This window comes from [Brevibacterium] flavum (genome assembly GCF_019317305.1).
Taxonomy (GTDB): domain Bacteria; phylum Actinomycetota; class Actinomycetes; order Mycobacteriales; family Mycobacteriaceae; genus Corynebacterium; species Corynebacterium glutamicum.
Genome location: NZ_CP079240.1, coordinates 480,431 through 501,000 on the forward strand (window position 1 = coordinate 480,431; position 20,570 = coordinate 501,000).

18 protein-coding genes and 2 pseudogenes are annotated in these 20,570 nt (G+C 55.3%); 14 read left to right on the forward strand and 6 right to left on the reverse strand.

Annotated features, from left to right (window positions below; all coding sequences use genetic code 11):
* The first annotated feature begins 1 nt into the window (after nucleotide 1).
* From KW808_RS02285 to KW808_RS02295, 3 genes are all read left to right on the forward strand, one after another.
* Nucleotides 2–1,243, forward strand: coding sequence for a sensor histidine kinase (locus KW808_RS02285; protein WP_003859768.1), 1,242 nt, complete (start codon nucleotides 2–4; stop codon nucleotides 1,241–1,243).
* Nucleotides 1,240–1,935, forward strand: a complete 696-nt coding sequence (locus KW808_RS02290; RefSeq protein ID WP_499652507.1) for a response regulator transcription factor — start codon at nucleotides 1,240–1,242, stop codon at nucleotides 1,933–1,935. Before KW808_RS02285 ends, KW808_RS02290 begins: the two co-directional genes overlap by 4 nt.
* Nucleotides 1,936–2,624: 689 nt before the next feature.
* Complete coding sequence (locus KW808_RS02295; RefSeq protein ID WP_499652509.1) at nucleotides 2,625–3,506, forward strand: putative endonuclease domain-containing protein; 882 nt, start codon at nucleotides 2,625–2,627, stop codon at nucleotides 3,504–3,506.
* Here KW808_RS02295 and KW808_RS02300 read toward each other — a convergent pair.
* Together KW808_RS02300 and KW808_RS02305 are read right to left on the reverse strand one after the other, a co-directional pair.
* Nucleotides 3,499–6,069 carry an ABC transporter permease gene (locus KW808_RS02300; protein WP_003859776.1) on the reverse strand — a complete coding sequence of 857 codons (2,571 nt, stop codon included), beginning with the start codon at nucleotides 6,067–6,069 and terminating at the stop codon, nucleotides 3,499–3,501. The genes KW808_RS02295 and KW808_RS02300 overlap by 8 nt on opposite strands.
* Before the next feature lie 117 nt (nucleotides 6,070–6,186).
* On the reverse strand, nucleotides 6,187–7,095 hold the full coding sequence (locus tag KW808_RS02305) for a DUF3109 family protein (protein WP_499652512.1): 909 nt from the start codon (nucleotides 7,093–7,095) through the stop codon (nucleotides 6,187–6,189).
* Nucleotides 7,096–7,118: 23 nt separating this feature from the next.
* Here KW808_RS02305 and KW808_RS02310 point away from each other — a divergent pair, with 23 nt between their 5' ends.
* From KW808_RS02310 to KW808_RS02340, 7 genes and pseudogenes are all read left to right on the forward strand, one after another.
* Nucleotides 7,119–8,048: a Ppx/GppA family phosphatase gene (locus KW808_RS02310; protein ID WP_011265553.1), complete on the forward strand. Its 930-nt coding sequence runs from the start codon at nucleotides 7,119–7,121 to the stop codon at nucleotides 8,046–8,048.
* Nucleotides 8,049–8,075: 27 nt separating this feature from the next.
* Nucleotides 8,076–8,881, forward strand: a pseudogene (locus KW808_RS02315) (Rv0497 family membrane protein).
* A gap of 60 nt (nucleotides 8,882–8,941) precedes the next feature.
* A pseudogene (proC, locus tag KW808_RS02320) lies at nucleotides 8,942–9,752 on the forward strand (pyrroline-5-carboxylate reductase).
* Nucleotides 9,753–10,001: 249 nt separating this feature from the next.
* The gene (locus KW808_RS02325) at nucleotides 10,002–10,193 is read left to right on the forward strand and encodes a helix-turn-helix domain-containing protein (RefSeq protein ID WP_003855509.1); all 192 of its coding nucleotides are present in this window, start codon (nucleotides 10,002–10,004) and stop codon (nucleotides 10,191–10,193) included.
* 322 nt (nucleotides 10,194–10,515) lie between these two features.
* Complete coding sequence (locus tag KW808_RS02330) at nucleotides 10,516–10,617, forward strand: 30S ribosomal protein bS22 (RefSeq protein ID WP_003855542.1); 102 nt, start codon at nucleotides 10,516–10,518, stop codon at nucleotides 10,615–10,617.
* Nucleotides 10,618–10,894: 277 nt separating this feature from the next.
* Nucleotides 10,895–11,704, forward strand: coding sequence for a hypothetical protein (locus tag KW808_RS02335; RefSeq protein ID WP_034983451.1), 810 nt, complete (start codon nucleotides 10,895–10,897; stop codon nucleotides 11,702–11,704).
* Nucleotides 11,705–11,706: 2 nt separating this feature from the next.
* Nucleotides 11,707–12,888, forward strand: a complete 1,182-nt coding sequence (locus KW808_RS02340) for an IS3 family transposase (RefSeq protein ID WP_040967428.1) — start codon at nucleotides 11,707–11,709, stop codon at nucleotides 12,886–12,888.
* 243 nt (nucleotides 12,889–13,131) lie between these two features.
* Here KW808_RS02340 and KW808_RS02345 read toward each other — a convergent pair whose 3' ends face one another.
* Entirely contained in the window at nucleotides 13,132–14,199 is a 1,068-nt protein-coding gene (locus KW808_RS02345; protein ID WP_003855543.1) for an HAD-IB family hydrolase, read from the reverse strand.
* A gap of 146 nt (nucleotides 14,200–14,345) precedes the next feature.
* On the opposite strand from KW808_RS02345, the gene KW808_RS02350 reads away from it, so the two are divergent.
* The 3 genes from KW808_RS02350 to hemC all read left to right on the forward strand — a co-directional run bounded on the left by KW808_RS02350 (nucleotide 14,346) and on the right by hemC (nucleotide 16,972).
* Entirely contained in the window at nucleotides 14,346–14,582 is a 237-nt protein-coding gene (locus KW808_RS02350) for a glutaredoxin family protein (RefSeq protein ID WP_003855545.1), read from the forward strand.
* An 88-nt stretch (nucleotides 14,583–14,670) separates the two neighbouring features.
* Complete coding sequence (locus KW808_RS02355; RefSeq protein WP_193352740.1) at nucleotides 14,671–16,062, forward strand: glutamyl-tRNA reductase; 1,392 nt, start codon at nucleotides 14,671–14,673, stop codon at nucleotides 16,060–16,062.
* 1 nt (nucleotide 16,063) lies between these two features.
* The gene (gene hemC / locus KW808_RS02360; protein ID WP_003860420.1) at nucleotides 16,064–16,972 is read left to right on the forward strand and encodes a hydroxymethylbilane synthase; all 909 of its coding nucleotides are present in this window, start codon (nucleotides 16,064–16,066) and stop codon (nucleotides 16,970–16,972) included.
* Nucleotides 16,973–17,210: 238 nt separating this feature from the next.
* Here hemC and KW808_RS02365 read toward each other — a convergent pair whose 3' ends face one another.
* Together KW808_RS02365 and KW808_RS02370 are read right to left on the reverse strand one after the other, a co-directional pair.
* Nucleotides 17,211–18,254: a DDE-type integrase/transposase/recombinase gene (locus tag KW808_RS02365; RefSeq protein ID WP_231107904.1), complete on the reverse strand. Its 1,044-nt coding sequence runs from the start codon at nucleotides 18,252–18,254 to the stop codon at nucleotides 17,211–17,213.
* Between the two features lie 38 nt (nucleotides 18,255–18,292).
* Nucleotides 18,293–18,706 (reverse strand): hypothetical protein, encoded by a 414-nt coding sequence (locus tag KW808_RS02370; RefSeq protein WP_006285365.1) that lies wholly within the window; start codon nucleotides 18,704–18,706, stop codon nucleotides 18,293–18,295.
* 397 nt (nucleotides 18,707–19,103) lie between these two features.
* On the opposite strand from KW808_RS02370, the gene KW808_RS02375 reads away from it, so the two are divergent.
* Nucleotides 19,104–19,469, forward strand: coding sequence for a hypothetical protein (locus KW808_RS02375; protein ID WP_034983905.1), 366 nt, complete (start codon nucleotides 19,104–19,106; stop codon nucleotides 19,467–19,469).
* A 3-nt stretch (nucleotides 19,470–19,472) separates the two neighbouring features.
* On the opposite strand, the gene KW808_RS02380 is transcribed toward KW808_RS02375, so the two are convergent.
* Nucleotides 19,473–20,357: a LysR family transcriptional regulator gene (locus tag KW808_RS02380; protein ID WP_003860423.1), complete on the reverse strand. Its 885-nt coding sequence runs from the start codon at nucleotides 20,355–20,357 to the stop codon at nucleotides 19,473–19,475.
* Nucleotides 20,358–20,570: the final 213 nt, after the last annotated feature.

Sequence of the window (20,570 nt, forward strand, 5' to 3'; positions counted from 1 at the left end):
GGTGAGCACTCTTCTTGCTTTCGTATTGGGCGTGGTCCTCATGGGCCTCGCCCTACCTGCGTATACGAAAATTAAAGATCGGATGCGTCGCCACAAGTCCGCGGTCACCCTGTCCGAAAATCAGGTCACCACGGTGGGGCAGGTCCTCCACCTGGCGATTCAAGGCTCCCCAACGGGAATCACGGTTGTCGATCGCACCGGCGACGTCATCTTATCCAACGGCCGCGCCCACGAATTGGGCATCGTCCACGAAAGATCCGTCGACGGCAACGTTTGGCGCGTCGCCCAGGAAGCCTTCCAAGACCAAGAAACCCACTCACTCGACGTCCACCCAGACCGCAATCCGCGGCGCCCGGGTAGTCGCATTACCGCAGTGCAGGCAGTGGTCAAGCCTTTAACGCTTATCGACGATCGTTTCGTGATCGTCTATGCCTCCGACGAATCCGAAAACGTGCGCATGGAATCGGCACGCCGAGACTTCGTCGCAAACGTCTCCCACGAACTGAAAACCCCGGTCGGCGGCATGGCACTCCTCGCGGAAGCCCTCATGGAATCCTCCGACGACCCAGAACAAGTCGAATACTTCGGATCCAGGCTCCACCGCGAAGCCCACCGCATGGCCGACATGATCAACGAACTGATCTCCCTTTCCAAACTTCAGGGCGCCGAACGACTCCCTGATATGGAACCCGTCCAGGCTGACGACATCATCAGCGAAGCCATCGAACGCACCCAACTCGCCGCCGACAACGCCAACATCGAAATCATTCGCGGCGACCGCACCGGCGTTTGGGTAGAAGCCGATCGATCCCTGCTGGTCACAGCCCTGGCGAACCTGATCAGCAATGCAATCAACTACTCACCAAAATCAGTCCCCGTCTCCGTTTCACAAAGCATCCGAAACGACGTGGTCATGATCCGAGTAACCGACCGCGGCATTGGCATCGCACCCGAAGACCAAGGCCGAGTTTTCGAAAGATTCTTCCGCGTCGACAAAGCCCGCTCCCGCCAAACCGGCGGAACTGGCCTTGGCCTCGCGATAGTCAAACATGTCATGGCCAACCATGGCGGTAGTATTAGTTTGTGGTCACGTCCTGGAACAGGCTCCACATTCACACTTGAACTCCCCGTTTATCACCCAGAGTCCAAGGAACCGGCAGGATCTAAGCAGGGACCTAGTTTGGATTCACCTATTCGTACGACTGCGTCCAAAGCATCTGGGCGCCGAAAGGAAAAATCATGACGACAATCCTGATCGTTGAAGATGAGGAATCGTTAGCAGATCCTTTGGCCTTTCTTCTTCGCAAAGAAGGTTTTGACACCATCATCGCCGGTGATGGCCCAACCGCACTTGTGGAGTTCAGTCGCAACGAAATCGACATCGTCCTCTTAGACCTCATGCTCCCAGGCATGTCTGGCACCGACGTATGCAAAGAACTCCGCAGCGTATCCACTGTTCCCGTCATCATGGTCACCGCCCGCGACTCCGAGATCGACAAAGTTGTTGGCCTCGAACTCGGCGCCGATGATTATGTAACCAAGCCATATTCTTCCCGCGAACTCATCGCCCGCATCCGTGCTGTCCTGCGCCGACGCGGAGTTACTGAAACCGAAGCCGAAGAATTACCACTTGACGATCAAATCCTCGAAGGCGGCGTCCGCATGGACGTCGATTCCCACACCGTCACCGTCGGTGGCGAACCAGTGAGCATGCCACTGAAGGAATTCGACCTTCTGGAGTACCTCCTCCGCAACGCCGGCCGAGTCCTCACCCGCGGACAGCTCATCGACCGAATTTGGGGCGCAGATTACGTCGGCGACACCAAAACCCTCGACGTTCATGTCAAAAGGTTGCGTTCCAAGATCGAAGAAGAGCCATCTCGACCTCGTTACCTCGTGACCGTGCGTGGATTGGGCTACAAATTCGAGCTGTAGGGCTCTGTTAGGCCCTGTTGGGCGCTCAACTTAGTTAAAACCAGACACACGTGCCCACGGTTCGGGTTTTTCGAGTTGGTGGGCACTCTGGTTTGGTTTATCGCTTTCGAAACCGGTCCCAGTTGCCCAAGTGTTTCGATTTGAGGATTCGTGGGCACGCCTGTCTGGTCGGGGTGAAAAGTTGGCCTTAGGCCCAAAAACCAGACTCGCTGTATGGCTGTTAGACGCGCTTCCGTGACCCACTTTAGGGGAACGTTCCTTCGAAAAACTCGACCGCTTACACGGGCTTCTAGAGTGTTGATGCTTTAAGGGGCCGTAAATGTAGGGTTCTTTGGATGGGAGCTAAGGCTAGGGCTCACTTTTGCTTTGATCGGGAGGCTCCAAGCCAGCAAACCAGACACACGTGCCCGCGGTTCGGGTTTTCCGAGTTGGTGGGCACTCTGGTTTGGTTTATCGCTTTCGAAACCGGTCCCAGTTGCCCAAGTGTTTCGATTTGAGGATTCGTGGGCACGCCTGTCTGGTCGGGGTGAAAAGTTGGCCTTGGACCTGAAAATGTCGACTCGCTGTATGGCCGTTAGACGCGCTTCCGTGACCCACTTTAGGGGAACGTTCCTTCGAAAAACTCGACCCTTTAAACGGGCTTCTAGAGCCTTGGAACCATTTGGACTTCTTCGGAGTCTAACCAGAGTATGGACAACAATAATTCCTACCTCTGGCCAGTAACCTACGACGAAGTCTCCCATGAATTAACCAAGTGGAAGTTCTACAAACACTTCACCAAAATCTCAGGATCGGTGTATTTAAAGAACGATCTGATCGATGATCCTGTTTTAGTCACCCAAGCACTCATAAAGAGATGCCTTCAAGGAGTGTTGAGGGGATATGCGGCATTGAATCGAAGAGGATATCAACTATTCGACGACCCTTGGATGCCCATAATTAGCATTTCGGGTGAGCCTCGCACGAGAAAAACAACCAACGTCGGAAAAATCATTCGGCGCGAGAACCCCGAAAATCTAAGGCGTAGCGGGGAATTCACGCTCGTGAGTGATTCCCAAGCACTTTTGGATGTGTTTAGTTTGCACGGGCTCGATAGTTTTGAGCATCAGGTGGCGTTGATCGATCATCTGATTAGGCAGTGTCCGGATTTGAAGGATGAGATCAAAAAGGTTCCTGAACTGCGGAAACATGCGGAATTTACGGATGAGTTTGCGGAGTCGCCACCGGAATCGAGATTGCGGGTGCGTCTTCATATGCAGGGACACCGGAATTTTATGCCGCAGGTTCGTGTGGAGTTAGAGGGGAGAAGGTTCTATTTAGATTTGGCGGATCCGGTGTGGGGTGTCGCGTTGGAATATAACGGTGGGTGGCATTACACCGCTGAGCAGAGGGCGAAGGATTCGTTTCGGAAGAATGCTCTGAAGAATGCAGGGTGGGATGTTTTTGAGGTGACTTCTAAAATTTTGCAGAGTCAGCAGGCGTGGGATTATTTCTTTCAGCAGGTCAGGGTGGCGATTCAGCGGAAGTATGCGGATCGTAAGAGGAGGTTGCCGATGCAGACTGTTAGTTGATTGCTTCCAAAGGGGAGATTCGGGAGGCTCGGTTGGCTGGGATGAGGGCTGCTATGCCTCCGATGATGATTGCGGAGATGAGCATGAGTCCGATTTGGGTCCAGGGGAATTCGACGGGTGCCATGCCTCGGGTGCGGAGACAACTGACGATTGCCCAGCCGATAAATGTACCTAGGAGGAGTCCGTGGATTGCGCCGTGGATGGAGAGGATGACTGATTCGAGGGTAATCATGCGACGGATTTGTCCTCGTTGGACGCCGGTGGCGCGGAGGATTCCGATTTCGCGGGTGCGTTCGCTGATGGAGAGGAACAGTGTGTTGACGATTCCCAGGACTGCGATGATCACTGCCAGGGCGAGCAGTCCGTAGATGATGCCGAGCAACTGGTTGATTTGGGTGCCGAGGCTTCCGCGGAATTCATCTTTGGATTTCACTTGGACGATGAGGAAGGTGGCTACGGCGTCGACGAGGATGTCGCGGAGTTCTTCGTTGGTGGTGGAGCCGTCGCCGTTGACGAAGATTTGGGAACGGTGATAGGTGTCCGCGGAGGTGAGGACTCGGTTGGTGGCGGCTGCGTTGACCATGAGGTGTCCGACGAGGTTGGTTTCTGCGTAGATGCCGGTGATAGGGACGCGGATGCCGTCGTCGGATCCGTAGGGGTTGACGGTGACGGTGTCGCCTACTTCGAGGTCGGATTGGTCGGCGTAGGTGGTGGAGATCATGACGCCGGGGGTTTCGTCGTCGAAGGCGTCGCCGGAGCGGACTGCGAGGTCGAGGAACTGAGAGAGGTCGCCGTCGAAAATTGTGGTGTTTTCGTTGTCCCATCCGTTGACTTGGACGCTGCCGGTCATGAGGGTGCCCACTTCGCCGACTCCGCGGGTTTGTGCGATTTCCGGTGCGACGGCTGCGGACATGGACAGTGACCTTGAACCGCCGGCGGGTTGTCCAGGGATCATGGTGCCACCGATGCTGTCGAGGACATATGGGGATTTGATGGTGGATTCCATGGACCCGAAGACGCTGGCGCGGGTGGTGGCGCCGATGACTCCAACGCAGGCGACGAGGCCAACGCTCAAAGTGACGGCCAGTGCGGTGGTTGCGGAGCGTCGCGGATTGCGCAGGGTGTTGCGTTGTGCGAGCTTGCCGACGGCTCGGAACGGCGACATTATCGCCACGCCAAGAGTCTGAGAGGTTGCCACCATCAGTGCGGGACCGGACAGGGAGAGTGAGAAGAACACTAAGAGAAGTCCGGCGCCGATGAATGCGAGGCGTGTTTCTGTTTTAAATTCATCTCCGTTGATGGCGGATACCACGGCACCTGCGATCGTCAGACTGATTCCAAGGGTGAGCATGACGGCGGCGACGAGGAAGCGGATCCTTCCGAGGGCGTCGCTGCGGGCATCGGAGGATTCGAATGCTTGGACTGGTGGGAGGTTACCGGCGCGGTGAGCTGGGGAGATGGCGCTTAGTACGGTGGCAGTGACGGCGAAGAGGACGGGGAAGATGAAGGATCCGGCGTTGGAGGTGATGTCGATGGAGGAGAGGGTGTCGCCGAATTGGTTGAGCACTTGGACAAGTGCATTGACCACTCCGAAGCCAACTGCGATGCCGATGAAACCGCCGATAAGTCCGACGAATACTGCTTCCATAATCACGGAGAATCCGATTTGGAACGTGGAGACACCAATGGAACGGAGGAGGGCGAATTCGCCGGTGCGTTGGGCGACGATCATCGCGAAGGTGTTGGCAATGATGAACGAGCCAACAATCAGTGCGATCGCGGCGAATGCCAGGAGCACGTAGGTCATGAACTCCAGTTGGCGGGCGGTGTCGCCGGTGGTTTGGTCGATGATTTGCTCGGGCAGCAGGGGCAGGAGGTCACGGTGGTTTTTGCCGATGCGGTTGCGGACTGCCATGGGGTCGGCGCCGTCGTTGACTGCGATGGTGATTTGGCTGGCGTCGGTGCCGTTGGTGAATAGTTCGACGTAGCGCTGTGGGGTGAATCCGACTCCGACCCAGCCTGCGACGTCGGTGTTTGATTCGAAGGTTCCAGACAGGGTGGCGTCGATGCGTTCGGTGGGTGTGACGATCGTTAGGTGATCACCGAGGGAGAGCCCGCCACGTTTGGCCGCCGAAGCGTTGACAACTACCTCGTCGGGTTTGGTGGGGAAGTGGCCGTCGATAAGCGTTGGCTCGGGCGAGACCCACTCGCCCTGCGGATAAATGGCTAGCGGGTGCGTGCCGGAGCTGCCTGCTTGCAGGGGATTGCCGTCGGAGTCGGTGAGGATCAGCGCGGATTGGCCGGTCATGGTGGTGCCGGAGGGCATGCCGGGGCCGTCGCCGATGATGTTGACGGCGCGGACTTCCGGATACTGCTCAATTTCGGCGATGACGGAGAAAGGTACGCCGTCGGGGTTGTTTTGTTGCGCGATAACGCCCACGTCAACGCCCTCCACGCCGGCATCAACGATGGAGGAAAATGTTCTTTCAAGGGAATGTGTGAGGAGGAGGGAGCCACACAAAAATGCGGTTCCTAGCACAACCGAAAGCACTGTTAATGCCATGCGGAGTTTATTCGCCACAACGCTGCGCCACGTGATGGTGCGCAGCGGCGAATTTAGAAAAGCCTTAGCCGTTTTTAAGACGGTGATAATTTTCCTCCTTGGTGAACTCCTTAAAGTTTAACCGCGAGGAGTCTCATTATTGTTACTCGCAGAAGCTGGGTGCTGGGCTCGCAAATGTGCTGGGATGGCTGATCGTGCTTCCAAATATTCACGTAACACTTCGTAGGAGTTTGGTCCCATGAGTGCACGGAGTTCTGTTTCCTGTGTTTTCCACATGGGTTCGGCATTGGTGTGGCAGCGCGGAGAGGTGGTGCAGTACCAGTCGAAATCCTCGCCGCCGTTGCCCCAGCCGCCGGTTGTATTCAGTAATTGTGGTGCGCAAGATTTCTTGCCCGTCGGGGCGCTCTTCCCAGGCCTCCAGGCGGCGCAGGGGAGCTGCCAACAAACTTCAGGCTTGACGACGGTTAGATCCTCATTTGCGTCCACGCCCCACTGATGCAGCGCACACCCCGCGCCTGTTTCCCAACCTGCCCTGTTGGCAAAAATACAGGCGCCGTTGACCACAGTTGTCTTCAAAGCGGGCTCGGGATTGCCGTCTTCATCATCTAATTCATCCCATGTCAGCCACGGCTCAATATCGGTGCCATCATCGGATGCTAAAAACGAGTCCGTGGAGGCGGGGCGTAGCTGCCAATACTTAGCGGGCATCTGAGCAACGGCATCATAAAGCTGATCTCGATCTGTCTCATCCGCTAAGAATGCACCGTGGCCGCAACAACCCACATCGGCGTTTTCGGAATCAATACCTAAACAATCGGGGGTACCAAAGGTGCAATTCCAATTAGACTCAAGCCAGGTTAAATCGATGCTAAATATATGCTCAACATCAGTTGGATCCGTGAATTCATACCATTCACGTGGGAAATCAAGAGGAGTTCCTCCCCAGCACGAATCGATGCCGCCGGCGAAGACTCGGGGAAACCTAAAAATACCGAAGAAGAATTTGACCGATTCACACTTTGCCACCCTAGACCGTCTAACCTTTAGGTGTGAGATTAGGTGTATTAGATGTGGGCAGCAATACTGTCCACCTAGTTGCAGTAGACGCGCGTCCCGGTGGACACCCCACCCCGATGAGCAATTGGCGTACCCCACTGCGCCTTGTTGAGCTTCTTGATGACTCCGGGGCGATCTCCGAAAAGGGCATCAACAAACTCACCTCAGCAGTCGGGGAAGCAGCAGACCTAGCGAAAACGCTCGGCTGCGCTGAACTGATGCCATTTGCTACATCGGCAGTCCGCTCCGCCACCAACAGCGAGGCAGTGCTCGACCACGTGGAGAAGGAAACCGGCGTCCGCCTGTCCATCCTTTCCGGTGAAGACGAAGCACGCCAAACTTTCCTCGCAGTTCGACGTTGGTATGGATGGTCCGCAGGGCGCATAACTAACCTCGACATCGGTGGCGGCTCCCTGGAACTATCCTCCGGAACCGACGAATCCCCAGACCTCGCGTTCTCCCTGGACCTCGGTGCGGGCCGCTTGACCCACAACTGGTTCGACACCGATCCACCGGCACGTAAGAAAATCAACCTCCTGCGCGATTACATCGATGCGGAACTCGCAGAACCCGCCCGCCAGATGCGCACCCTAGGGCCCGCGCGCCTGGCAGTGGGAACATCCAAAACTTTCCGCACCCTGGCACGACTGACTGGTGCTGCGCCCTCATCCGCAGGACCACACGTCACCCGAACCCTCACCGCGCCGGGTCTGCGCCAGTTGATCGCATTCATCTCACGAATGACTGCGGCGGACCGCGCTGAGCTGGAAGGTATCAGCTCGGATCGGTCACATCAGATCGTGGCAGGTGCGCTAGTTGCGGAAGCTGCGATGCGTGCTTTGGATATTGACAAGGTAGAAATTTGTCCGTGGGCACTTCGTGAAGGTGTGATCCTCACCAGGATCGACAAAGGACTCGAGTAACATTTACCCGGAAAGGAGTTGGCGAAAATGAGTGAAGAGAAACTCACAGTCGCTGAGCTGATGGCGCGTGCCGCGAAAGAGGGACGCTCCACCGATGCTCCCCGACGACGCAGGCGCCGCAGCATCGAAGACGGTGGCGTATCCGTTGCTGAGCTGACCGGCTCCATTCCTGCCGTTAAGGAAAAGCCCGCGGAGTCCAAGCACTCCAGCGTGCCCATCGATGCACCAGCAGAACCTGAGGTTGTTGAGGCCCCCAAGCCTGAGCCCGCCGAAGAAGTAGAAGTGGCTTCGGTGGAGGGCGACGTCGATAAGCAGGAAACCCCTGAGCGTCCGGCTCCGAGCAACGAAGAAACCATGGTGCTGCGCATCGTGGATGAAAAAGATCCAATTAGCTTGACGACGGGCGCGTTCCCCGTGGTTCCGGCAGTTGCGCCAAGCCGGCGCCCGTAGTGCGCGCGGAGAAGGACGCCGATGTGGAGACTGCCGTAAAGGCAGATTTTGCAGAGGTGGAAGTCGATAACACTGACACCACGCAGATGGCTGTGGTGGAAGACGTTGACGAGGAGCCAGAGCAAGAAAACAAAATGTCCGTGTTCGCGATCATCATGATGGCGATCGTCGGAGTTGTTCTCGGTGTCGTTGTATTCCTCGGCTTTGAAATGCTGTGGGAGCGCCTGAACAAGTGGATCGTCGCTGTTCTGGCAGTCGGCGTGACCTTGGGAATGGTGGGCATCATCCACGCTTTGCGCACCTCACGTGATGGTTTCAGCATGGTTCTCGCAGGCATCGTGGGCCTGGTCATGACGTTCGGGCCGCTGGCAATCGTCATGTAATTTGTCGTTTTGGGCCCCCGCTGCTGCAAAACAGGGGTGGTTAGTGGCAGTGTGGGAACCATGACAACAATTGCTGTAATCGGCGGCGGACAAATCGGCGAGGCTTTAGTCTCAGGTTTGATCGCGGCCAACATGAATCCACAAAATATTCGCGTCACCAACCGTTCGGAAGAGCGGCCAAGAGCTGCGTGACCGCTACGGCATCCTCAACATGACGGATAATTCCCAAGCCGCAGACGAAGCCGACGTGGTGTTCCTGTGCGTAAAGCCGAAATTTATCGTCGAAGTGCTCTCCGAAATCACCGGCACTCTGGATAACAACTCCGCACAAAGTGTTGTGGTCAGCATGGCCGCAGGCATCAGCATCGCCGCCATGGAAGAAAGCGCCTCTGCGGGGCTCCCCGTCGTGCGCGTCATGCCGAACACTCCAATGCTCGTAGGCAAGGGCATGTCGACTGTCACCAAAGGCCGCTACGTCGACGCGGAACAGTTGGAACAAGTCAAGGACCTGTTGAGCACCGTTGGAGACGTCCTCGAAGTCGCAGAATCAGACATCGACGCCGTCACTGCGATGTCCGGATCCTCCCCTGCATACCTGTTCCTTGTGACAGAAGCGCTCATTGAGGCAGGAGTGAACCTAGGCCTGCCCCGCGCTACCGCTAAAAAGCTCGCTGTGGCCTCATTCGAAGGTGCTGCAACCATGATGAAGGAAACCGGCAAAGAACCCTCAGAATTGCGCGCAGGCGTTTCCTCACCCGCAGGCACCACCGTCGCAGCCATCCGAGAACTCGAAGAAAGCGGAATCCGAGGCGCTTTCTACCGCGCAGCCCAAGCCTGCGCCGACCGATCTGAAGAACTCGGAAAGCGCTAGAAACCGTTATTTCCCCGTTATCAGCTCGTTGTTTAGGAAGAAATTCACGAAAACGTTTTTCTTCCACCAACTCCAATGACCTGCAGATTCACATTTGAAACTATTAATAACGGGCGAAACACCCGCGTGTTTAAACAACAATTGTCGCACTATTCACACAAATCACGCTAAGCTGAACCAGGCAAAAGCGTGATCGTACTGCGGAGGGGAAGCCCGCAGCGCGCGAATTGCTGAAGGGTAATGATATATATGGCTAGAGAAGATAACGGAACCTTCCTGACAGTCGCCGAGGTCGCAGAAATCATGCGCGTCTCCAAAATGACTGTCTACCGATTGGTTCACTCCGGAGAACTCCCGGCAGTTCGCGTGGGACGATCATTTCGTGTCCACGAGAAAGCTGTCAACGAGTACCTGGACTCCTCCTTCTACGAGGCTGGCTAGACTCCACAACAGCAAAAACCTCTCCACGTAACTCCCGGATAACACCTCCGAAAGTGACGTAGAGAGGTTTTTCTGTTTGTTCGCCCGGCATGATGATTTTGGGGTTTTGTTGAGGTGTTTTTGAGGTGTTTTTGGTGCTCAATAGTCTTAAAGGTAAGATGGAAAAATCGTGCCAGCGCACACCCTTGGAAATGCCATCGCGGATACTTCCGATGGTGTAGCACGCGGGTTAGATTTTTGCTCGCGATCCGAAAGTGCACTTCGGCAAAAAGTGCTGGCAGGTTTTGTACGTACAACATCGATTTAAGCGAGGGAAACCGTAATGGGTTCTGTCATCAAGAAGCGCCGCAAGCGCATGTCCAAGAAGAAGCACCGCAAGATGCTGCGCCGTACTCGTGTCCAGCGTAGAAAATTGGGCAAGTAAGCCTTCAATTGAGCTTCAAACTAGCACCGCCTTTCGGGGCGGTGCTTTTTTGTGTCTTGGGTGGGGTGCGTTTGGGATTTTTTGTGGGTTCTTTGTGGGTTCGGGGGTCTCAAACTCCCTGGGAAAGCGATTCGGGTGCTGGGGTTTTGGAAAACGTGCGTATTGAACCAAGGAGCACTGCTGTGGGCGAGCTTTTGGTCTGAATCTGCAGTTTCGCCGCCTCGAACTCTCAGTGTCAGGTCAGTGGTGAACCACCATCCTTAGCAAGGAGTTCATCATGTCCATCCCCTTCTCAGTCCTTCAGGACTACCTGGATCTGATCAGTCCCGAAGCCTTACCCCAGATCCCACAGCCCCCGGCCCCTGCCCCCACAGCACCCCAGCTACCACCGGCGCCGGACCCACACAGCATCGAGTGGCCGATCTTCCCACCAGATCGAATCTCCGCCAACGGGCGACGCTACTACGAGCCACAAACACGACTCGAGTTCATGCGGATCTACACCACCCTGCCGCACGGCTACCGCCAGCCCTTCCTCACAGCCAACAACATCGGCCACTGCACCGTTCGAACCTGGCTAGCAGCAATAAGCACCTTCAGCCGGCTTCCCCATGCTTTTGATGATGCCCACCGCTTCGGGATCGAACGCACCACCCCAGTCGACGATGTCACCACACTAACGGCTGATGACAAACGTGACCTGGTCATAGGATACTTAGCTCAACCACACGGTCAGGGCCAGCAATTCCTCACGTTTTACCAACTCCGTAAGCACACCATCATGGCCTGGTGCGCCGCTATGACCGACGGGGACTTAGACGCTGATATCTCACCCCGCAAGATCGGGTTGATGACCACCCGAACCGTGGTCGAAATCGTTCGACTACGCCACATGATTGCCCAACAACTAGAAAGAGCCACGATCATGGAAAACGAGTACCTCAAAGAAATCGCAGCGCTGAAGAAAGAACTCGCGCACTACAAGCAAAAAGACCATCAGAATCAAATGGTGATCGATATCTTGGGAAAAGCTATTGGGACCAGGCCCAATCCTGGCGAGGGCTTAGACGAGGAGGACGCCACCTAAACGTGGATGAGCAACGCGCCTTTGATCAAGGACTCAAGGAAGAAAACACCTTGATCACAGATCTCACCACCTGTGCCAGGCTGAGCCATAACAAGGCATTACGGCTGATCAAGCTGTCGAAATCAACGGCGTATTACCGCAACAAGCCGCGTCCCTGTCCTGCACCGAAACCTGTCCTGCAGGCCGTGCCAGCACCAACAGCACCTGGTGTGGAACTAGCAGCACCTGGTGTGGAACCCACACCAGAGCCTTGGCAGGGGAAGGAGCCAGCAGTGTCGTCGGTGCGTCAAGCGTTGGCAGAACACGAACGCCAGTTCATTGTTGATGCGATCACCGCGTACCCACAACTGAGCGTTAGTGGGGTGTTTAACATGTTGTTTAACAAAGGCATCTACCGCGCATCACTACGTACATGGTGGCGTGTTGCCAAGCAGCACAAGTTGTTACACAAAGACCGAGTCAATGCCCTGTCCCCGGTGAAACGATCACCAACGCCACGGGTTAAGCCGAGGTTGGAAGCAACACAGCCTGGTCAGGTGGTGTGTTGGGATGTGACGTTCTTGCCGTCGCTGGTACGTGGTAAGACCTATGCGTTGCATCTGGCGATTGATTTGTTTTCCCGCAAGATTGTTGGGGCGAAGGTCGCGCCGACGGAAAATACCTCCACCGCGGTGGAGTTGTTAACGCAGGTGTTAGCGGATAATCCGGGTGTGGTGACGGTGCATTCGGATAATGGGTCGGCGATGACATCGACGAGGGTGCGGCGGTTGTTAGCGGATCATGGTGTGGCGTTGTCGTTGATTCGGCCGCGGGTGAGTGATGATAATGCGTTTGTGGAGTCGGTGTTTCATACGTTGAAGTATCGGCCGTTTTATCCGAAGGTGTTTGCATCGATGGATCAGGCCCGGGTGTGGGTGGAGGAGTTTGTGGTGTATTACAACACGGTTCATCCGCATTCTGGTGTGGCTGGGCATACTCCACAGTCGGTGTTTGATGGTAGTTGGAGGGCGGTGCATCGGTTGCGTGTGCAGGCGTTGGATGCCCATTACCGGCAGTTCCCGCAGCGGTATGTGGGACAGCCGGTGGTTCAGGAAGTTGCTGGTGTGGTGCGTCTTAATGGTGCGCGTGATGATGGGTCTGTACAGGAGAGGGTTGGTGGTGTAGCGTCGCTGTTAAGTGCTTGAGTTAGCACGTGTTCTTATCGCCCCCCTGGTTCACAAACCCCTGGCAGCGAGCGCGAAATGTGCAAATGAGACCAAGGACCGGCTTGGCCCAGGTAGTTTTGGTTTAAAACGGCAGTCTGCTCGAAACAGCAGCGAGGAACCCAGAGATCATGACCTCTCAGATTGGCGTTTAAGCGCTTGAAACGCCGAAACCCATACTAACCCCATCGGAGAATTCGGACCTCTTAAAACGGCTCCTGTGCGTTATTGTTTTCTCCATCGGCGGCGTAGTCTCCAGCCGGCGACACTGAATGCGGCGGTGACCAGGGCGGGGATTCCGTATTCGCGGGTGGCTTTGCGGATGCTTCGGAAATCGCGGACGTCCCAGCCTCGGGTTTCGGCTTCTTTGCGGAGTTTGGAGTCGGGGTTTACTGCGACGGCGGTGCCGACCATGGAGAGCATGGGGAGGTCATTGATGGAGTCGGAGTAGGCGGTGCATCGGGTGAGGTCGAGTTGTTCGATGGATGCGAGTGCTGCGACTGCGTGTCTTTTGCCGGGTCCGTGGAGGATGTCGCCGACGAGTCGGCCGGTGAATACTCCATCTTTTGCTTCTGCGACTGTGCCGATCGCTCCGGTGAAGCCGAGGCGTTGTGCCAGGATTTGGGCGAGTTGGACGGGGGTTGCGGAGACGAGCCAGACTTGGTGGCCGGCGGCGATGTGCATGTCGGCGAGTTGTTTGGTGCCGGGCCACATTTTGTCGGCCATGCGTTGGTCGACGATTTCTTCGCAGAGGTCAACTAGTTCTTGGACGGGGCGGCCTTTGATGAATTCGAGGGCTTGTTCGCGGCCGCGGGAGACGTCTTCGGCGTTTTCGGAGCCGGTGAGTTTGAATTTCACTTGTTTCCACACCACGGGGAGGATTTCTTTGATGGTGAAGAATTTCTTCCGGAAGAGTCCTTGGGCGAAAACGATGAGGGAGGAGCCTTGGATGAGGGTGTTGTCGACGTCGAAAAATGCTGCGGCTCCGACATCTTGGGGGACATCGGGATCGGGGATGCTGACGTGGATGGCGCCGGCAGATTCGATGGCGCCGGCGACGGCGTCGACACCTGCGTTGAATTCGTTGAGCTCCATGCCGTAGATCGCTGCGACGGCTTGGGTTGCTGCGGCTTCACCTGCTTGGCGCTGGGCGGCATCGTTTATGGGGGCGGCTGCGTGGTCTTCGAAAAAGCGTCGTAGATTTCCGCGGGATGCGCTCCAGCTGGCGAGGAAATCCTCTGGGGTGCCGATGGCGGCGTAGTCCCAGTTGTGGTTTCTTCCTTCAGAGCTCATGAGACAAACAAAAACCTTCCTGGTTCATGAGCGCACAGACGCCAAACCGATAATGGATATCTCCATTGAGTATCGTATCCATGGTAAAGCTTTCGGGGCGGATACGCTCGCGAAGGGTAGTGAAATGTGAGGGAGTGGGCGCAACCATGGGCCATTCGGTGGAGATCATTGTTCGGGACAATTGTGGCTCGTGTGTTCGGGTAAAGGCCCAGATTTTGCCGATTGTTGAGGCTGCCGGAATTAAACTCACTGAGCGAAATGTTGATCAAGATGCGAGCCTTAAACTGGAATTCGGTGATCGCGTGCCAGTCATTTTGGTAGATGATGAAGAGTTCGCATGTTGGGAAGTGGATAACGACGAGTTAGCCAATGCTTTGTTGTGATGTCCGCGAATGAAAGCTACCGTATTTTAATCAACTAGGATTCATTCTTTTGGTGGATCAAAGGCTCCGTTGAAAGTCGGGTGGAATGGTGAGTGTACTCATCGTAGGGATGTCGCACAGGTCTGCGCCTGTGTCGCTTCTTGAACGTCTGAGCATGGATGATTCAGTACGTGGTGAAACAACTCAAGCACTCCTGGGTAGGGCGTCGTTAAGCGAGGCCCTCATTGTCTCTACGTGTAACCGCCTGGAGGTCTACACCGTCACTAGCAGTTTCCATACTGGTGTTAATGATGTGGTGGAGGTTCTCCATGAGGCAAGTGGCGTAGATATTGAAACTTTGCGCGGATATCTTTATGTCCGTTACGCCGATGCTGCTGCTGAACACATGTTGGTGGTGACTTCCGGGTTGGATTCCATGGTGTTGGGTGAGCAGCAGATCATTGGTCAGGTGCGCACTGCGTACCAAGCAGCTAATGAATATGGTTCTGTCGGTCCTGCTTTGCATTCACTTACCCAGACCGCGCTGCATACCGGCAAGCGCGTGCATTCGGAGACTGCCATTGATGATGCTGGTGCATCGATGGTGTCTTTCGCTGTGGATCGCGCGTTGGTGCAGATGGGTCTTGATTCGGAGGCAGAAGCCCCACTATCTGGCAAGACAGCCTTGGTGTTGGGCGCTGGCGCGATGAGTTCTCTTGCAGCCACTCACCTTGGTCGCGCTGGAATTTCCAACTTGATCATGGCCAACCGCACTCTGGAACGTGCAGAAAGGCTTGCGGAGCATTCCCTAGAAGCCGGAGTTCCTGCAGAGGTTGTGGAATACGATCAGCGAGCTTCCGCCTACAATCGCGTTGAACTGGTAGTTTCCGCCACGGGAGCGGATGATTTCACCGTGAAGCCTGAGGATATTCCAGAAGGTGCTTCGTTGATGTTGGTGGATTTGTCCATGCCACGAGACATCGATGATGCTTGTGCGGATCTGCCGGGCGTTGATTTGGTGAACATCGAACGCCTGCACAAGGCCTCCCGTGAGGGTGGATCGGGCATGGCGCCAAGCGAGGAAGAAGCTTTGGCGATTGTTCGGGAAGAGTTGGATTCTTTCACCTCTGAGCAGCGCATTCGCGATATCGTTCCGGCTGTGTCCGCGTTGCGCAGGCAGGCCGCGTCGGTGGGAAGCGATGAATTGGATCGACTCCGCCAACGTGCCCCCGGGATTTCCGAGGCGGAATGGGGGGAAGTGGAGAAAACAGTGAGACGGGTCGTCGATAAGCTTCTTCATGAACCCACTGTGCGCGTCAAGGAACTGGCGGCCCGGTCCGGCAGCATCTCTTATGATTCAGCTCTGCAAGAGCTGTTCGGCTTGGAGTCGCTGGCGAGCACCGCAGCACCGGCAACCACGTCCGTCAACGCGTCAGAACTGCCGGATGCGGGTATCGTCGCATTCGTGAACGCACCTTCTGCCACACAAACGAGGGAGTAACATGACCTTAAAAATTGGTACCCGAGGATCCAAACTTGCCACTACCCAAGCTGGCACCATCCGCGACCAGCTGAAACACTACGGACGCGACGCTGAACTGCACATCGTGACCACCCCTGGTGATGTCAATATGTCCCCAGTCGAGCGTATCGGCGTCGGCGTGTTCACCCAGGCGCTGCGCGATGTGTTGCATTCCGGTGAATGCGATGTGGCTGTGCACTCCATGAAGGATCTACCGACCGCCGCCGATCCTCGATTCCACCTGGTCGTGCCAACTCGTGCGGACTCCCGCGAGGCCCTTATCGCCCGCGACGGCCTGACTCTGGCTGAGCTTCCAGAAGGCGCAAAGGTGGGAACTTCCGCTCCTCGACGCATCTCCCAGCTCAAGGCAATCCGCCCTGACCTGGAGATTCTCCCACTGCGCGGAAACATTGACACCCGCATGGGCAAGGTCACCTCCGGTGAACTCGACGCCGTGATGCTCGCCTACGCAGGCCTCACCCGCGTCGGCATGCAGGACCGCGCAACGGAAGTTTTCGACGCCGACATCATCATGCCCGCCCCCGCACAGGGCGCACTTGCGATCGAATGCCGCGCCGACGACACCGAAACCGTCCGCGCGCTCAACATGCTGATGCATGCCGACACGTTTGTCTCCGCGGTTGCAGAACGCACCGTGCTCAACCGCCTCGAAGCTGGCTGTACCGCGCCTGTCGCAGCGCACGCCACCCTGGACGGCTACTCCGGCGACACCATGACTCTTACCGCCGGCGTTTACGCACTTGACGGCTCTGACCAGCTGGTATTCTCCGCCGAAGGTGACGGCGCCCGCCCAGAAGAGCTCGGCGAGCTCGTTGCACAACAGCTTATCGACGCCGGAGCCGCCAATTTGCTCGGCGACCGCAGCTAATTAGGGCCCGAAATTTCCATATTGAGGGCGTAGCGAAAAAATGTGCGAATATCCACCATAGTTCCCTTGGGGAATGTGGTGGATCCTTGCTCTGGAACCTCTCAGCTGCCCCGAAAGAATCGGTTTCAGGGCCCTCGGGTCCTGGGGTGTGCTGGCCGGGAAAATTCGTCCCGGATCCGCAGGAAACGCGGCCTGTCAAGTAAATGTGAAGAATGACGTAGGATTTCTCAGATACTGATCACTCAATCAACAGATACTCATCACCGACCCGACTCGCATTAATACTCACCTTCCGCGCCGGCACCTTCACCCTCGGTGGACGATGAAACCTCTCCGGATGAGCCGCATAATAACGCCGCAACACACCCCGACGCTGCTGCGCGGTAGACACCCAACTGCCATCAAAGACCTGCTCCGGAATGAAATTCGCAATCCCACTGTGATAATCCGTGGTGTTATACGCCGAAATCACCAACCCCAAACTCTCATCAGCATCAGTGATCGAATCATAAACCTCCAACCCCAAACGATGATGCTTAATCGTATGATTCACCGACTCACAATGCGGATTATCATTGCTAACCCCAGGCCGAATCAACGACTGCTCCACCCCATAACGCTCAAGCATCCTAGCCATATCCTTGCTCGTCATAATTGAACCGTTATCGGAATGCACCACCTCAACACGACCTAAACCTTCCTGCTTGATCGTCTCCTCGATCAACATGACAGCCACATTTTTGTCTTCACGTGACTGCAACGTCCACCCCACAATCTTGCGGGAAAACAAATCCATCACCACATGCAAGGCATACAACACCCGCGTATGTGATCCCTTCACCCACGTCACATCCCACACAAACACCTGACCAGGACCTGTCGCTGTCACCGTCGGCACAGTTGCTGGTTCACGAGTACGTCGCGCAGGTTTAACCACCGGATCACGCAAGGTCTGCGCAATCCGGTAAAACATCCGCTCACCAGCTAAAAGCCGCTCGCCACTATCAAGATGCTGGTAATAGATTTGTCGCACACTCAACCCCTGCTCAAACCCGGCAGACAGCAGCACGGCGATCTGGGCGCGGTCAGCATCACTGATGCGTTTAGACCCACTGCGCTTAGTATGCGGGATCGGGTTTTTCACCCGCGGCCTGGGATGGTGTCGGTAGTAGTAACTAGATTCCGATAGCCCTAGAACAGCAAGTGCATTCTTTTTGGAATACCCGCTTCGGCGTAGACAGCTAATCAGGTGCTCTTCAAGATCAAGGTTGCTCTGATACATGCTGCGCTGTGATGTGGATAGTGTTGCGCCTCCTCGTCTTATTCCGCGCCATCCTTGTGCATTATCGCGATAGCTTTTCCCAACGCATCAATTGCGGTGTGGAGCTCCTCATTGTTTTTCTTCAGTTTCGCAATCGTTGTGTCGGAAGAATTATTCCGCGCCTCAGAGGCGTCGAGCTTGGCTTGCATTTCTTCGAGCTGGGCGCGCAGTGCGATGTTTTCGCGGACTTCCTTGAAGGTCATGCGTCCAGTCTGGCGTGGAATCAGCCCACGTTCAAGATCACCATCGGCCAGGCCCCTGCGCCATGTCGCAATCGTTGATGCTGACAGGTTGTGCTGGGCGAGGTATCTACCTTTCGTGCCGTGGGGGCGGGAGAGGTAGGCGATGACGTGGTCTCGTTTTTGCTCCGGGGTGAGCTCTGCTGTGTCGACGGTGGGAATGTTCACGGTCATGATGGATTGTCTCCTTAGCTGGTTTTGACTGCTTCACATTCAGCTAAACAGAAAGGGAAAAGGCCGATTTCGATCGAGAATTTGCGCTAATCATTGGCCGTAATGCAAAAATTCGTTCGATTTAAAAGGTTTTCGAGCGCCTAGGGCGAAAAGTTGATCAGCAAACCTACAGGAATCACACCTGTCTCACTCGTAACAAATTGAAGCCCCTCTAGAATCGTTTTTAAGGCCACAAACAGGCGTCATCCATATGTGGACCTGTTTTGGAGATGGTGACCTCTTAAAGTGAATTGTTTGGGAATACTTATGTGACTCGCAGGTATTTGGGGGCGTTACATGCCACAATTGGTGGGGTCGTTTAACCGCCGCACAGTCGGCAGAAAAGAGCTTGATCGTTGTGGCTGAGTTGAGAATCAATAATCGTATCGTGACTGTTCATTTGTCATGGTGGGAGAAGTTGAGTGCTAGGCGTAGCCATTTGAGGATTCCTCGGAAAGCAATCCGGAACATTCAGGTTGTAGACAATGTCATCAGTTCAGTTGACCGTCCCATTAAGCACACTGGTCGTTTGCGTATTCCGGGGGTCTTTGTGGCTGGCACTCATGCGTATGTCAATGAAACTCTTTCGGAAAATGAGTTCAGCATGTGCCGAAAGAATGAACCTGGTTTGGTCATTGAGCTGGAGAACATCAGTATCGATCGCATTGTCATTTCCACACCAGATGCCCATCGCTATGCGGATGAGCTCATGGCGGCTGTTTAGAACTCAGTTTCCGTCAATAAATTTCTGGATCAGGGCCTTCACCGCGGGGGTGGGTTGGGGGTTCCAGGTGATCCAGGTGCGAACAACAAGGTCATTTCCGGAGGCGTCTTCGCCTTCGATGGGGACCCATTGCCAGCTGGGGAAGTTGGTTCCTGCGGATTCTTCGGTTGTGAGGGCGACATCTGCGTGGACGAGGTCGGCGATCAGTGAGCTATATTGCCCAAATTTTCGGAAGATCCACGTGGCATTAACTCCTGCGGCGAGCATGGCGTTTTTGAGGATTTCTTCCTGAATTCTTACTTCACCGCGGGAGTGTGCGAGGACTCGAAGCCCTTCAAGATCGAAGAGTGTGGCGTTGTCTCTGCCAGCGATTTTCTGGTGAAGTTCGGAGTCTTTTCGGACCACGATTCCCAGTTCTTGTTCGTGGACAAGTGTGGTGGCAAAGGCCTCGCTTTGGCGTCGACAAAGGGCGATGTCGAGTTCTCGTTGTTTAAGAAGTTTTAGCTGATCATCGGTGGGGGATTCGATCAGTGAAATGCGGGTCTCGGGGCCTAAATCGATGAGTTGGCAGCGCAACCAGTCGATGGGGATTCCAGGGGGAACTCCGATGTTGATGCTGGTGATGAGGTGTTCACCGGATTGGATTTCATCGACTACTGATTGCATCCTGCTAAGCGTTCGGAGGGCTTCTTCGTGGAGGATTTCTCCTGCCTTTGTGAGGGAGACACCGCGGGAATGGCGTTCGAAAAGTGGGGCACCGACGGATTTTTCAAGTGCGGAGATCTGTCGGCTGAGAGCGGGTTGGGAAATGAGGAGTTCTTCGGCGGCGCGGTTGATCTGTCCGTGTTGGGCTACTGCGATGAAAAATTCGAGCTGATTGAGGTGCATGTGTGCTAAACCTTTCGGCCGGTATGCAAGAGATGGATATCACGGTTAATGTTTATGCATTTGTACTATAGGTCACAATTGCTTAGAGTTCAGGGAAAGGGTCATACATCCACCCCTTCTGAGAAGTTAAAAGTAGGGACGCCAACACAATTGGCAGAATTTAGAACTTCAAAGCACTACCTACAATTTCAATCGGTTTATACAACCAGCCCC